Genomic DNA, 13,303 nt, shown 5'->3' with positions numbered 1-13,303 from the left:
GGAAAACACGATGCAAGAGATAATTCTTGGCGTAGTGATGTTTACAGTGGTCGTAGTGGCCCTGGTTTTCATCATTCTAGCCGCCAAATCCAAACTGGTTGCCAGTGGTGAAGTCACTATTCTGATCAATGGTGATCCGGAAAAAGCCATCAAAACCAAGCCTGGCAGTAAACTGCTGGGGGTTCTGGCTGATAAAGGCATTTTCCTGTCATCAGCTTGTGGTGGTGGTGGTTCCTGTGGGCAGTGTACTGTTCATGTCCACTCAGGTGGTGGTGAAATTCTGCCAACGGAACTGGATCACATTACTAAAAAAGAAGCCCGTGAAGGTTGTCGTTTGTCCTGTCAGGTTGCAGTGAAAGGTGACATGGAAATCGAAGTGGAAGATGAAGTTTTCGGCATCCGTAAATGGGATTGCGAAGTCATCTCCAATGACAACAAAGCGACCTTTATCAAAGAGCTGGTACTGCGCATTCCGGATGGTGAATCGGTACCTTTCCGTGCCGGTGGTTACATTCAGATTGAAGCACCACCGCATCATGTGAAGTACAAAGACTTCGATATTCCAGAAGAATATCGTGGCGATTGGGACCGCTTTAACTTCTTTAGCCTGGAATCCAAAGTGGATGATGAAACCATCCGTGCCTATTCCATGGCGAACTACCCCGAAGAAGAAGGCATTATCATGTTGAACGTGCGGATAGCTACACCGCCACCAAACAACCTGTCCCTGCCTTGCGGTAAGATGTCTTCCTTTATCTGGAGTCTGAAAGAAGGCGATAAAGTGACGATTTCTGGTCCGTTTGGAGAGTTCTTTGCCAAAGAAACCGAAGCAGAAATGGTATTCGTCGGTGGTGGTGCAGGTATGGCACCGATGCGTTCGCACATCTTTGACCAGCTGCGTCGCCTGAAATCCAAGCGTAAAATGTCGTTCTGGTATGGCGCTCGTTCCAGCCGTGAAATGTTCTATGTGGAAGATTTCGATATGCTGGCTGCCGAGAACGACAATTTTACCTGGCATGTGGCCTTATCGGATCCACAACCGGAAGACAACTGGGAAGGCTACACCGGCTTTATCCACAATGTCTTGTACGAGAACTACCTGAAGAACCACAAAGCACCAGAAGATTGTGAGTTTTACATGTGTGGTCCGCCAATGATGAACAAAGCCGTGATCAACATGCTGAAAGATTTGGGTGTTGAAGACGACAACATCATGCTTGATGACTTCGGTGGTTAATTCTTTCTTATGTTGAAAGTACACTACAAACTCTGGCTGGCCCTTATCGGGCTGGCCATTTTCGTTTCTTGCAGCCCTGTTCAAACTGACAGCCCGATAACACCTGAGCGTTTGCATGGTCAAACCATGGGTACCTATTATGTGGTGTCAATTTTTGCAGGTGAGCAAGATGTTGATTATGCCGCTTTGCAAGTGGAGATCGATGCCGAGTTGGAGTTAGTCAATCAACTGATGTCGACTTATATTCCAGACTCGGAATTGATGCGCTTTAACCGCTGGCATAGTACGCAGCCATTTTTATTGTCAGAGCCTACAGCCGAGGTCATAGCCGAGTCGATCCGGGTTGGCCTGGAAACCGGGGGCTTGCTGGATGTTACTATCCGCCCTCTGGTTGAGCTCTGGGGCTTTGGTGCTGAAGGCCGTATTACCAGAGCACCTGAGAGTGAGCAGTATCAGGCTATACTGCCTTATGTTGGCATTGATAAGTTGACTCTGGATGGGCTTTGGCTTAGTAAAGCCGACCCCCGTGTTTCGGTGGACCTTTCCACCATAGCGAAAGGGTATGGCGTTGACAGAGTAGCTGATTTACTGGATAGCAAAGGCTTTGCTGCCTATCTGGTTGAGGTTGGTGGTGAGATCCGCGCGCGTGGTCCAAAGCCCGATGGCACGCCTTGGCGCATTGCCATTGAAAAGCCCGATGCTGATGGGCGGGCGGTACAACGCATTATTGAGCCTGGTGATTTGGCATTGGCCACGGCGGGTGATTACCGCAACTACTTCGAGCAGGATGGGGTGCGTTATTCACATATATTGGATCCACGAACCGGCAGACCTACGCAGGGACGGGTGGTATCCAGTACCGTATTACACGAGTCCTGTATGGTGGCGGATGGTTATTCCACAGCATTGCTGATTATGGATGCTGATGAGGCATTGGCTTTTGCCAACCGCATTGGTCTGGCTGCGATACTGATTGTGAAGACGGATGATGGCTTTGTTGAACGTGTCAGCGATACGTTTGAATCTTTTGTGCAGTCAGGTGGAGCGACGTCACTATGAGTACTTTTTTACTGACTTTTGTTATTTTGTTGCTGGTAGTCGTTGCTATGGCCGTAGGGTATCTGGTTCAACGCAAAACCATCAGCGGCAGCTGTGGTGGGCTGGGTGCTATTGGGGTTGAGAAAGCCTGTGACTGCGACAATCCTTGTGAGAAACGCCAGGCCAGAATGAAGAAAGAACAGTTCTGGCAAGACAATAAAATTATTTGAGCTTGTTATCGTAAAGCAGAACTGCCAGTTGTACTGCCACAAAGGCTGCATTTGGCTTGTTCTGCTTTTTGTTTTCAGAAATAATGACTTTTTATCCCGATGGAAGCCATTATGTCTTATCCACACCTCACCGCGGTGGCATCACTGCAATCCGCGCTAACTGAAACAGAGTTCGATGCACTGATAGTGCTTGCCAGCGACTTTAATCACCCAGAGCTTAGCCCTTTGGCCGAAGTGCTCCAGACGGCCGCTCAAGTCGATCAACGCATAGGCCAACAGCTGGCAAGCCTCGCCTGTAGCCTTGTGCCTGGGCAGCGATTGATTTTGGCGCCTATTGGGACTTTGGATCGTGACTACGATGATGTCCGCAGTTATGCCGATGCAGCCAAGCAAGCGATACAAGTTGCCAAAGACATGGGGGCGAAAGCGCCACTGCTTTGGGTTGAACCACAGCAAAGTCCTTTGTACCAACAAGCCGCGGCTGTCAGCTACCTGGCAATGTGCCAGGCCTTATGGCAACCGTTGGAAGGTCGTGAAGTGGTGGGGGAAGAAAAGCTTGAGCCGGTTCAGCGCATTGGTTTGTGTGGCATTGCTGCTGAGCAGGCAGAGGAGTTGATGGCGATTGAAGCAGGCAGAAGGTTGGCCCGTGATCTGGCCGGTACTGAACCAGAGCGGATGAGTGCACTCAACTTTGCCGCTTACTGTCAGGAAGCCTTTGCAGGCAGTGCTGTGCAGGTGGAAGTGGTGACGGATATAGCCACTTTGCAACGGGACTATCCGCTGATGATGGCTGTCGCACGCAGCTCGCTGGCTGTGAAGCGTCATCACCCTGCTGTGATCCGTCTGATCTACAACCCGGACGGGGCTGTGGCACAAACATTACTGTTGGCAGGTAAAGGCCTGGTGTACGACACCGGTGGCGCTGATCTTAAAGTGGGCGGCAGTATGGCAGGCATGAGCCGGGATAAAGGTGGTGGTGCTGCTGTGGCTGGCTTTATGCTGGCCATTGCCGGTTTAAAGCCGCAAGGCATCAAGGTGGTGGCCGAAATTGGTGCTGTGCGTAATAGCATTGGCTCCGATGCTTTTGTGCCGGATGAGGTACTTACCAGTCATGCCGGGGTGCGGGTCCGCATTGGCAATACCGACGCTGAAGGACGTCTGGTGCTGGCCGATTTGCTGTCGCATTTGCGGGAACAGGCACTGAATGAAGTGACACCACAGATCTTTTCGATTGCCACCTTAACCGGTCATGCAGCCCGTGCTGTCGGGCCTTATACCGCCCTGGTTGAGAATGGGCCAGCCCGTTTACTGCAGTTGGCTTCGACCCTGCAGCAGCAGGGAGATATCTGGGGTGATCCTTGCGAAATTTCCCGTAGCCGGCGTGAGGACTTTCAATTTATTCAGGCCAAATCTGCTGCCGAAGATGTTTTGAGCTGTAACAATGCGGCTTCATCGGTCACGGTGCGGGGACACCAGTTCCCGATGGCATTTTTGGTGGAGGCTTCAGGTTTGTCAGCGCACGGCCAGCATCAGGCTAAACCCATACCCTATCTGCATCTGGACATTGCCGGTAGTGGTGTTGATGGGGGGGACTGGATCCACGGTAAACCCTCTGCAGCCCCTATACTGGCTTTGCTTGCCAGTACCCTCAGTAGTTAAAGACACAGCTAGCTTGGCTTTGTGTAGCCTGGTGCTGCACAAAGCTTGTTCTGCCCGGCAATGCTGAGTATGCTATTTACTGACAAGGACACTAGTAGCGGTAGACTACCTGGCAATGAGATTACGACAAACACTTCTGGTTTACCTGATCCCTTTGCTGTTATTGCCAGCTCTTTTTTTTGGTGTGCTTGCGATCAAATACAGCCAATCGTATTATTGGCAGCAGGCAAATTTACAAGCATCTACCTTTCTTCATCAACAGCAGTTGGCGATTAGCAATGATTTGCAAGCGCTGAGTCACCGCATGACTGAGCTTATTCATAGCAAGGCCTTGCAAGAGTATATCGGCCAGTCAGGCAACAGTGATCAACCTTTATTGCAAGAGTGGCAAGAGTTTCTGCAGCGGCAACCGCAGTCTGGGTATTCGATTAAACTGTTGCGGCTTAACGGCATGACGGAGTTAATGCTGTCGGCAGATGAGCGGATCAAGCAGCAGAGCAGCGGGCGGCAAAGGCATCTAACCCGATTGCAAAGCATGATCCGCGATGAAAGCTTTTTTTTTGCTATCGAGCCTGAAACCAACCAACAGCGGCTTTATCTGGCCCGTAAGGTCTATTTGAGTCAGCAATCTGCTGTGGATTCGAGGCAGCTATGGGGTTATCTGGTATTGAGCCTTGAGCCATTGGAACTTACCAGGATCTTAGCTCAGCAACTAACACCTGGCAGTATTTCTTTGATAATAAGCCCTGCCGCAATTATTGCTTTTTCTGATCGTACCCAACTGATTGGTAGCACTTTTGCGCCAAGCCACTTTCGTACCATTCAACAGAGCATGCAACAAGCTGAAATGATTCATGGCAATTTACTGGGGCAGCGGATGTTGCTGTCAGGTGCAGAGCTGCCTGGGGGCTTCCAGCTTTTATTAGGGATAAATCAACATGAGTTAATGGCCGATACGGTTAAATTTCCCTGGGTGATTGCAGGCTTATTGCTGTTTATCATACTGCTGCTGCCTTTTAGCATCTACTGGCTGTTGATCCGTCATGTGTTTGCACCTATCCGGCAGTTAACCTTAGCCAAAACGGCTGTTGGTCGGGGCGATTTATCGACTTTATTACCGGTGCAAAAGCAGGACGAGTTGGGAGATATGTTTGCCGCTTTTAATGTGATGGTACGGCAACTCCGGGTCTACCGTGAGCGTGAGCGTGCCTACAAGCAGCAATTGGAAGAGAAAGTATTAAAACGCACACAGGACTTGGCGCGTGCCAACGATGATTTAGCTGCCGCTAACCACGAACTCATTATTGCCCGGGAAACTGCTGAACAGGCAAGTCGGTTAAAAAGCGTATTTCTGGCCAATATGAGCCATGAAATACGTACACCTTTGACTGCAATTATCGGCTTCAGTGAGCAGAGTGTGCAGGAAGACAACCTGCAGCGGATCCAGGACTATCAACTGCGGGTATTGAAAAGCAGCCAGCACTTATTAAATCTGATTAATGATATTCTTGATTTGTCAAAGATTGAGGCGGATAAACTGGAACTGATGGCAGAGCGCTTTCATTGCCTCGAAATTATTGATGATGTCTATCAGCTTACGCTGACACAGGCTGACGCCAAGGATCTGGATTGCGAGCTGCAATTGCGCTACCCACTGCCCGAGTTCCTGGTGACCGATGAGGTTCGGTTTCGTCAGGTGCTGCTGAATCTTACCAGCAACGCAGTCAAGTTTACTCAGCAAGGCAAGATCATCATTCGGGTAGACTTTGAGTTAATGACACAGAAGCTCAGGATTGCGGTCAAAGATACCGGTATTGGTATTGCTGCTGGCGAACTATCCAGGCTATTTCAGCCCTTTGTTCAGGCAGACTCCACCGTGACACGCCATTTTGGTGGTACTGGCCTTGGTCTGTGTATTTCGAAGAAGTTGATCCAGCAGATGGGGGGAGATATCCGGGTTGATAGCGTTAAAGGGATCGGCAGTAACTTTGAGATTGAGTTGGATTGCAGCGGTATGGATGTGCAGCTGGTCAATGAATACCAGCCCCCGCTAACTACCAAGCTTGAGCCTTTGGTGCATGATCAGTGTCCATTGCATATTCTGGTGGCAGAAGATAATGCGGACAATCAGTTGTTGCTTGGCTTGCTGCTGCAACAGGTACAAGCCACTCATGTGATGGTAGAAAATGGCTACCAGGCAGTTGAGCAGGTACTGAGCCAGGACTTTGATTTAATTTTTATGGATATGCAAATGCCGGAAATGGGGGGGGAGGAGGCCACAGAGCTTATTCGTCATGCTGGTATTCAAACGCCCATTATTGCTGTCACGGCCAATGTTATGAGCGAGGATATTGAGCGTTATAAGCGGTCGGGTTGCCAGGCGGTATTATCCAAACCCATTAATCAAAAACAGTTTTTGCAGCTAATACAAACGTATCGTTGTGATACAAAAGCAAGTGACTCCTACCAGGAGTTTGAGCGGAAGCTGGCGGAGGATCCGGCGATTCAGGCGTTGCAGGAGAGTTTCCGTAGCAAGCTACCAGAGCTCATCGCTATACTGGAAACTGCATGTCTGGAGTCTGACTGGACAAAATTGGCATTTGAAGCGCACAGCTTAAAAGGCAGTGCCGGCAGCATGGGTTTTGCCAACCTAACCGAGCTGGCATCTGAGTTGGAGCTTATGGCCCAACAGCAAGCGGCGGAGAGCTGTCTTCGCCTTGTGCAGCAGATGCAGGTTATTATATTGGAGGAGTTAAGCAATGTCTGAGCCACAAGGCTTTCTGTTGGCTAGTCCTTTGCAGCAAGACAGTTGTTTTATTGTTGATTGGCCTTTGTGCCAGTTACGGGTTATAAACGATCAGCAATACCCCTGGTTTTTGCTGGTACCACGACGCAATGGACTTAAAGAGTTGACTGATCTGCCGGAGCACGACTACCTGCAGTACCAGCAGGAAAGCCGGCAGTTGAGCCTGTGGCTGCAAGAGACCTTTCGACCTGATAAATTAAATATTGCTGCCCTGGGTAATCTAGTCCCGCAATTGCATATTCATCATATTGCCCGCTTCCGGACCGATGCCGCCTGGCCTGCGCCAGTGTGGGGAGTAGCAAAGATGCAACCATATACGGATGAACAGTTGCAACAACAGATTACGCTTTGGTTGCTTAGCCTGCCAAGATGGTGCTAACACAATCCATTGCCCAAGTGAGGTCGTTATGTCCACTGAACATGCCTTGGCCAGTATCCTGATTGAAAAGCTGCATACTGACACCTTGTTGTTGCCTACCTTGCCTGAAATAGCACTTCGGGTGCGCAACATTGCTGATTGCCCGGAGGTTAGTTTGGCAGCCATGGCGGAAGTTATCAGCTTGGATCCAGCACTGGCCACCCGTGTGATTCGGGTAGCCAACAGTGCATTTTTGGGGCGCGCGATCAAAGTCGCTACATTGAATCAGGCCGTGACACGTATTGGCCTAAGCCAGATCAAAACCATTGCTACAGCCATGGCCATGGAGCAGTTATTTATTAGCCAAAGTAGCCATATTCAGAGCATGCTGGATAAAGCCTGGCGGGATACTGTCCAGGTTACCAGTATTGCTGTAGCTTGTTTGAGTTATTATCGGATGCAGCAAAAGCAATGCCGTTTAAGCCTGGATGTAATGACATTGGCGGCTTTATTGCACCACATTGGTTTGCTGCCAATTCTGGCGGAAGCTGAAAGACATCAGGATGTATTTGGCCATCCAGGGTTTCTAAAACATTTAATGCTAAAGCTGTCACCGCACATTGGTTTGGCGATCATGAAAGCCTGGGGCTTTGATGACACCTACCAAGGCGTGATCACTGGCTGGCAGCAGGCAACTATCTCAGCTCAGCCGGATTATATCGACTTTGTACGAATCGCGACCATTGCTCAGGGGGGCTATCCGCGACCAGAGTTACAACATAAGCTGCTGGAACACTACATTCAGCAAGGTATATTACCGGATGCCGATTTTATGCAAGAGCCCGCCATTGCCACTGTCTATCAGGATGTACGCTCAATTTTTTCCTGATGCAGTGGCTATGTGGGGGCTGGCAGTTTAGCCTTGCTTGCTGCTGACAACCTGGGCAATCTGGTCCAGCATGGCTGTTAAGGTAGACGCCATCAGTAAGGTATCGGCTGCCAATCGTACGTCTGCATCTTCCCAACCGAGCTCGTCATTTTTACCACTAATGCTGTCGTGGTAACGGATACTTTTCAGGCTGCCATCGTCACAGATTTTTAGGCTGAGCCCTTCTTCCTGCTGCAGTTCGAGGCGGGTAACCTGTTTGTCTTCCAAATGACTTAACACCTCTTCAGTTGTCAGCAGGTGGTTGCTAAAGCGTACTTTGGCTCCTTCTTCATCCGGAGCTTTTAGCTCTACCTCATTACCCAGTTGAAAAGAGTGTGGCAACTGCTCTGCTTGCAGCCATTGCTGCAGGCAACTGCCCAGGTGGTATGGATCCAGCCAGGGCAGTGCTGGTAAGGAGCCGATTGCTTTGCGCAGCAGGGCCAGGACATCTTCGGCCCGGCTACTGCTGCTGGTATTGATCAGAATGCGTTGTTTGCTTTGATCAAAGCAAGCCAGCACGACCTGGCTTTTACTAAAAGCACGAGGCAGCAGCTCAAAAGTAACATCCTCTTTTACACTGTCTTTTTCTTTACGGCTCAGAGCCCGGGCTTTTTCAGCTTCCAATGCTGCCAGTCTGGGTTGCATCTCTTCTTGTACCACGGCTGCAGGCAAGATTTTATCCTGGCGTTTGACCGCAAAAAACAGATAATGCTGATTCTGGTAGCAATAGCTTTGAGCTGATTCAAATGGGAAGGTAAAACCCTGGCTGGATTGTTGCTGGCCGCTGCAAGGTGTAAAGCTGAACTCTGCCAACGCTTGCTCAAGAGCCGGTAACTCCAGGGATAAGGGGGAACTTAATTGATAGACGCGAAGATTTTTAAACCACATAGCATACTCTGAACTACCACAAAGCAGTCAGTATAGCCTGTGTCGCAGCCAGGATGAAACCTGCCGGCTGCGGTTTGGTTAAGTATCGAGCTTTTTAGGAAAGCGGATATGGTAGTGCAGACCTTTCCCTGGCTCGCTGTTGACATCAATACTTCCCTTCAGGGTTTGTCGTACCAGGTTGTAGGTGATATGGGTTCCTAAGCCACTGCCGCCGGCTCCGCGTTTGGTGGTAAAAAATGGATGAAATAGTTTTTCCAGCTGTTCATCGTTCAGGCCTTTGCCATTGTCACTGAATCGAATATCAATATCGTCACCTTCATCCAGAACGGTAATGCGTATCTCCCCTTGCTCCATATCCTCAAAACCATGGATCAGTGAGTTCATCAGTAAATTGGTAAAAATCTGCGAGATGGCGCCTGCCGGACAGGTTAGCTGTAAATCCTTGGGGCAGTTAACTTCGATCTGATGCTTGGTTTTTTTGAAGTGTGGCAATAAAGAACGAATGATTTCCTGTAAGTAAGTGCTTAACTGGATGGTACGGATGGCTTCACTGGTCTGGTCGACGGCGATTTGTTTAAAGCTGGCGATAAGATCAGAAGCGCGGTTCAAATTGGATTCCAGCAGGCAGGCTGTTTCACTGGCTTCGGCAATAAATTGTTCCAGATTTCTAGGCGACAAGGTTTTGTCCTGATACGCTTTTTGCAACGCCTGAATTTTCTCAGATAAAAAGCTGGTTGCAGTCACGCCAATACCCACCGGGGTATTTACTTCGTGGGTGATACCGGCTACCAGACCACCCAGTGCGGCCATTTTTTCCGATTGGACTAACCGATCCTGTGTCTGCTTTAAATCATCCACCAGACTTTCCAGTTCGGATTGTTTATTACGCAGCGCGTCCTCAATATGGCGGCGGCGCTCTATTTCTTCTTTTAAGCTTTGCTGCTTGATTTCTAACTGTTGCTTTTGTTGTTGTAAATCCATCATCGCCTTGCTCAGGCCTGAGGTCTTGCGTGCTACTTCCTGTTCCAGCACTAAATTATGTTGATCCAGTTTCTCATTACTTAGCAGCAGTTCTTTTTGGGTACTCTCAAGCTCTGATTTATAATCTTGTACCCGGCGGATCAGACGGTTAAAGGCTGTGGCCATGACACTTAGTTCCGTGCTCCTTTTGCTTTGGTTGGAAGCAATGCGGATGCCTTCGAGGTGATCCATTTCCAGGGTTTCAATTTGCTGTGTTAGCTCATTCAATGGTTCTGTCAGATAATTTCGAAAGGCTACCAGGAATAACATAATCAGAAAGGTAGTTTTGAGCATGGCATTCCCTATCAGGAAGAAAATACCTATTTTGATGCGATCAATCACGATAGCCCGGCTGGAGAAAAGCGTAACATCGCCTACTTGAGTTGCCCGGCCAGAAAACTCAAAGATGAGTGGAAAGGTGTAACCAAAGAGCCCTGATTGCTGCTCTGTTAATTGAATGCCTTCGCGAACCAACTCCGAACCATGGCGCTGACTGATATCAACGTGCCTGCCCAGCTGTGTAATCACTGTGCCGGTATCATCCCGCACTATAATGCCTTCGACGGCAGGGATAGCGAGCAGACCATCGGCAATGACCAGCGCCTGTTGCGTATTGAGCTCCCAGATGGCCCGGGTCAGGCTGCCGGAGAAAGTTTGTTGTAAGGTTGCAAGTTCACTGTTGATATATCGCTTGGTATTGAAGTATTCCGCGCCGATCTGTGCCAGGGTAACGATAAAAGTCAGAATAAAATAAACCGACAATACTTTGGTCAGCAGAGTTCTGGATAAACTTCGTTGATGCATTATGTCGCCCTTTTATAACAGTGCTGCATAGGGTACTTCCCTGGTGTGGCTTCGTACTCTGATCATTGGCCGATTGTGGCTGGCTTGCTGCCAGAGCGGTGTCCGGTGACAATGCATGTGGCTAGCCATTTGAATATAGCTTATTTTTCAAAATTATTTGCCGCGAACACCTGCATTGGTTTCTCGCTGTTTGCGGTTGTTTGGGTATAAATTAGCAGAGTCGCCACTGGCTTGCATTGAATTTAGCTTCTGATATAGTCAATCGCTCCATTTAACACTACAAAGTATAGAAAATAATAGAGATCTTACTGCATGAGCTTAACTGCGTTGATTTGTGATGATTCTGTGCTGGCTCGTAAACAGGTAAAAAAGAGTTTACCGGCAGAGTTTGATGCTGAAATTTTAACCGCAGCCAATGGCCGGGAAGCGCTGGAGGTATTGAGTTCCCAGGAGATTGGCCTGGTTTTTCTGGATCTGACCATGCCGGAGCTGGATGGCATTGGTGTGCTGGAGGAAATCAAGGCTCGACAACTGAAATGTTTTGTTATTGTTATCTCAGCGGATATTCAGCCCGAAATGCAAAGGCGGGTGTTAGAGCTGGGGGCTTTGGCATTTATTCACAAGCCGGTAAGTAGCGATAAGCTGGCAACCATCTTGCAAAATTATGGGTTAATTTGATGGCGATGCTGTCGGCCGAGCAACAAGACGCGTTGCAAGAGTTGATCAATGTTGCGATGGGCCAGGCCAGCAACCAACTAGCGCGTCACTTGAATACGCTGGTGCATTTGCAGGTACCTGCTATCCAGGTGATTCGTGCCAGTGAGGCACCTGTTCAGCTTGGTCAACTCTATGCAGATAAAACCATGCATCTGATCAGCCAGGGGTTTATCGGGGGAGCAGGTATCCAGGGTGAGGCCATGTTGCTCTATAATCTGGACAGTACCCAGCAATTGGCGACTATTTTGGGCTATCAGCATCAGGATGCAAATGAGGCTGAAATGCTCAGTGACATCAGTGCTATTCTGACGACTACGTTTTTAAATGGCCTGGCCCGTCAGCTTGGCAGTAGTTTGTCTTACAGCGCTCCGCTGCAACTGCACTGCCATAACAGCGATTTATCTGAGCAGGTAAATCAACTGGCAAAACGCTGGAAGGTGGCACTTCAAGTCAATATTCACTATCAGGTCACTGACTATGCGTTTCAGTGCGATATGATTTTGCTGATCCCCGGAACAGCCTTGCTGGCTTTGCAGCAGCAACTGGACGCTATTTTGCAAGATTATGGCTGAGCGAGGAGAACGGATGGACACCCATTGGCTGGCAATGCCAATTCTCAACCAGTTAAACAGTGGCGTGCTGGTATTAACGACGGATTATTGCATCAGCTTTTACAACCAGTTTATTGAGCGACGGCTTGGCGTTCCCCTGTCCGAAGTGCGCAATCAGTCTGTGTTCAATGTGTTCACGGATCTGCCGGAAGCCTGGTTGAAACGGAAGCTGGATAGCGTAGTAGCTTTGAATGCGCCAAGTTTTAGTTCCTGGGAGCAGCGTCCCTATGTGCTCAAATTACCCCACATGCGGCCAGTGAGTAGTGGCAGTGATTACATGATACAAAACTGTTCCATGTTGCCACTCAATCACCCAAAAACAGGCGAGACCTATGTCTGTCTGTTGATTGAGGACGCGACTGATGTCAGCATTTATCAGCAAGAGTTGCAACGGAACATGCATATTTTGCAGCAAGCCAATCGCTTTGACGGTTTAACCAAGGTTTACAACCGTAGCTACTGGGAGCAGTTGCTGCAGTCTGAGTTTCTGCGTGCCAAACGCTACCATCAGCCTTTATCACTTATTTTATTTGATCTGGATAAATTCAAGTTACTGAATGATCACTATGGCCATCTCGGGGGAGACTTTGTGCTGATCGAGTTGGCTGCCTACATTCAAAGCTTGCTGCGTGAGTCTGATTTTTTGGGGCGTTATGGTGGCGAAGAGTTTGGTATCATCCTGCCAAATACTGCTTTGCAAGGAGCGGCAGAGGTAGCCGAACGGATATGCCAGCGAGTGGCAGAACATCAGTTGTTGTTTAACCAGAATATCATTCGTGCCACCATCAGCCTGGGGGTGGCCGAGTTGGGGCAGCAAGAGCTGCAGGAGCCTCAGGATTTACTACGTTGTGCCGATGTTGCTTTGTACAGCTCAAAGCGTCAGGGACGTAATCGCAGCACTTGTTATCAGCAAGCCATGCCAGAGTACCGGCAAAAGTAAGCTGTTACCCCTGGTGATTTACTATTGACAGACGTCTGAAAGTCTGGGCATTATGGGCTCTATGAAA

12 protein-coding genes are annotated in these 13,303 nt (G+C 49.0%); 10 read left to right on the top strand and 2 right to left on the bottom strand.

What is annotated here, in order from left to right; all coding sequences use genetic code 11:
* Positions 1 to 10 precede the first annotated feature (10 nt).
* From nqrF to ABC502_RS03295, 7 genes are all read left to right on the top strand, one after another.
* Positions 11 to 1,237 (top strand): NADH:ubiquinone reductase (Na(+)-transporting) subunit F, encoded by a 1,227-nt coding sequence (gene nqrF, locus ABC502_RS03325; RefSeq protein WP_330086720.1) that lies wholly within the window; start codon positions 11 to 13, stop codon positions 1,235 to 1,237.
* 9 nt (positions 1,238 to 1,246) lie between these two features.
* The gene (locus ABC502_RS03320) at positions 1,247 to 2,296 is read left to right on the top strand and encodes an FAD:protein FMN transferase (protein ID WP_345914875.1); all 1,050 of its coding nucleotides are present in this window, start codon (positions 1,247 to 1,249) and stop codon (positions 2,294 to 2,296) included.
* Positions 2,293 to 2,505 carry a (Na+)-NQR maturation NqrM gene (gene nqrM, locus ABC502_RS03315; protein ID WP_330086722.1) on the top strand — a complete coding sequence of 71 codons (213 nt, stop codon included), beginning with the start codon at positions 2,293 to 2,295 and terminating at the stop codon, positions 2,503 to 2,505. The genes ABC502_RS03320 and nqrM overlap by 4 nt, the downstream gene beginning before the upstream one ends.
* Before the next feature lie 111 nt (positions 2,506 to 2,616).
* Positions 2,617 to 4,164 (top strand): leucyl aminopeptidase family protein, encoded by a 1,548-nt coding sequence (locus ABC502_RS03310; RefSeq protein ID WP_345914874.1) that lies wholly within the window; start codon positions 2,617 to 2,619, stop codon positions 4,162 to 4,164.
* A 115-nt stretch (positions 4,165 to 4,279) separates the two neighbouring features.
* Positions 4,280 to 6,931 (top strand): ATP-binding protein, encoded by a 2,652-nt coding sequence (locus ABC502_RS03305; RefSeq protein WP_345914873.1) that lies wholly within the window; start codon positions 4,280 to 4,282, stop codon positions 6,929 to 6,931.
* Complete coding sequence (locus ABC502_RS03300; RefSeq protein WP_330086725.1) at positions 6,924 to 7,349, top strand: HIT domain-containing protein; 426 nt, start codon at positions 6,924 to 6,926, stop codon at positions 7,347 to 7,349. Before ABC502_RS03305 ends, ABC502_RS03300 begins: the two co-directional genes overlap by 8 nt.
* Positions 7,350 to 7,377: 28 nt before the next feature.
* Positions 7,378 to 8,217, top strand: a complete 840-nt coding sequence (locus ABC502_RS03295; protein ID WP_345914872.1) for an HDOD domain-containing protein — start codon at positions 7,378 to 7,380, stop codon at positions 8,215 to 8,217.
* A 27-nt stretch (positions 8,218 to 8,244) separates the two neighbouring features.
* Here ABC502_RS03295 and ABC502_RS03290 read toward each other — a convergent pair whose 3' ends face one another.
* Both ABC502_RS03290 and ABC502_RS03285 read right to left on the bottom strand, forming a co-directional pair.
* Positions 8,245 to 9,144 carry a recombination-associated protein RdgC gene (locus ABC502_RS03290; protein WP_330086727.1) on the bottom strand — a complete coding sequence of 300 codons (900 nt, stop codon included), beginning with the start codon at positions 9,142 to 9,144 and terminating at the stop codon, positions 8,245 to 8,247.
* Positions 9,145 to 9,222: 78 nt separating this feature from the next.
* The gene (locus ABC502_RS03285; RefSeq protein ID WP_330086728.1) at positions 9,223 to 10,968 is read right to left on the bottom strand and encodes an ATP-binding protein; all 1,746 of its coding nucleotides are present in this window, start codon (positions 10,966 to 10,968) and stop codon (positions 9,223 to 9,225) included.
* 312 nt (positions 10,969 to 11,280) lie between these two features.
* Between ABC502_RS03285 and ABC502_RS03280 the strand changes: the two genes are divergently transcribed.
* From ABC502_RS03280 to ABC502_RS03270, 3 genes are read left to right on the top strand one after another with little or no spacing between them, the layout of a single operon-like run.
* Positions 11,281 to 11,646: a response regulator gene (locus ABC502_RS03280; RefSeq protein ID WP_330086729.1), complete on the top strand. Its 366-nt coding sequence runs from the start codon at positions 11,281 to 11,283 to the stop codon at positions 11,644 to 11,646.
* Positions 11,646 to 12,257: a chemotaxis protein gene (locus ABC502_RS03275; protein ID WP_345914871.1), complete on the top strand. Its 612-nt coding sequence runs from the start codon at positions 11,646 to 11,648 to the stop codon at positions 12,255 to 12,257. The genes ABC502_RS03280 and ABC502_RS03275 overlap by 1 nt, the downstream gene beginning before the upstream one ends.
* 13 nt (positions 12,258 to 12,270) lie before the next feature.
* The gene (locus ABC502_RS03270) at positions 12,271 to 13,236 is read left to right on the top strand and encodes a GGDEF domain-containing protein (protein WP_330086731.1); all 966 of its coding nucleotides are present in this window, start codon (positions 12,271 to 12,273) and stop codon (positions 13,234 to 13,236) included.
* Positions 13,237 to 13,303 lie beyond the last annotated feature (67 nt).

Origin of the sequence: Alkalimonas sp. NCh-2, assembly GCF_039631345.1 — a bacterium.
In the GTDB taxonomy this organism is placed as follows: domain Bacteria; phylum Pseudomonadota; class Gammaproteobacteria; order Enterobacterales; family Alteromonadaceae; genus Alkalimonas; species Alkalimonas mucilaginosa.
Note: the sequence above shows the minus strand (reverse complement) of the source record. Positions and strands in the feature narration are given on the sequence as shown.

Bases quoted from the DNA above. Each gene is read 5' to 3' on its own strand.
- ABC502_RS03280 (WP_330086729.1), top strand. From the start codon at position 11,281: ATGAGCTTAACTGCGTTGATTTGTGATGATTCTGTGCTGGCTCGTAAA.
- ABC502_RS03295 (WP_345914872.1), top strand. From the start codon at position 7,378: ATGTCCACTGAACATGCCTTGGCCAGTATCCTGATTGAAAAGCTGCAT.
- nqrF (WP_330086720.1), top strand. From the start codon at position 11: ATGCAAGAGATAATTCTTGGCGTAGTGATGTTTACAGTGGTCGTAGTG.
- ABC502_RS03320 (WP_345914875.1), top strand. From the start codon at position 1,247: ATGTTGAAAGTACACTACAAACTCTGGCTGGCCCTTATCGGGCTGGCC.
- ABC502_RS03285 (WP_330086728.1), bottom strand. From the start codon at position 10,968: ATGCATCAACGAAGTTTATCCAGAACTCTGCTGACCAAAGTATTGTCG.
- nqrM (WP_330086722.1), top strand. From the start codon at position 2,293: ATGAGTACTTTTTTACTGACTTTTGTTATTTTGTTGCTGGTAGTCGTT.
- ABC502_RS03290 (WP_330086727.1), bottom strand. From the start codon at position 9,144: ATGTGGTTTAAAAATCTTCGCGTCTATCAATTAAGTTCCCCCTTATCC.
- ABC502_RS03300 (WP_330086725.1), top strand. From the start codon at position 6,924: ATGTCTGAGCCACAAGGCTTTCTGTTGGCTAGTCCTTTGCAGCAAGAC.
- ABC502_RS03270 (WP_330086731.1), top strand. From the start codon at position 12,271: ATGGACACCCATTGGCTGGCAATGCCAATTCTCAACCAGTTAAACAGT.
- ABC502_RS03305 (WP_345914873.1), top strand. From the start codon at position 4,280: ATGAGATTACGACAAACACTTCTGGTTTACCTGATCCCTTTGCTGTTA.
- ABC502_RS03310 (WP_345914874.1), top strand. From the start codon at position 2,617: ATGTCTTATCCACACCTCACCGCGGTGGCATCACTGCAATCCGCGCTA.
- ABC502_RS03275 (WP_345914871.1), top strand. From the start codon at position 11,646: ATGGCGATGCTGTCGGCCGAGCAACAAGACGCGTTGCAAGAGTTGATC.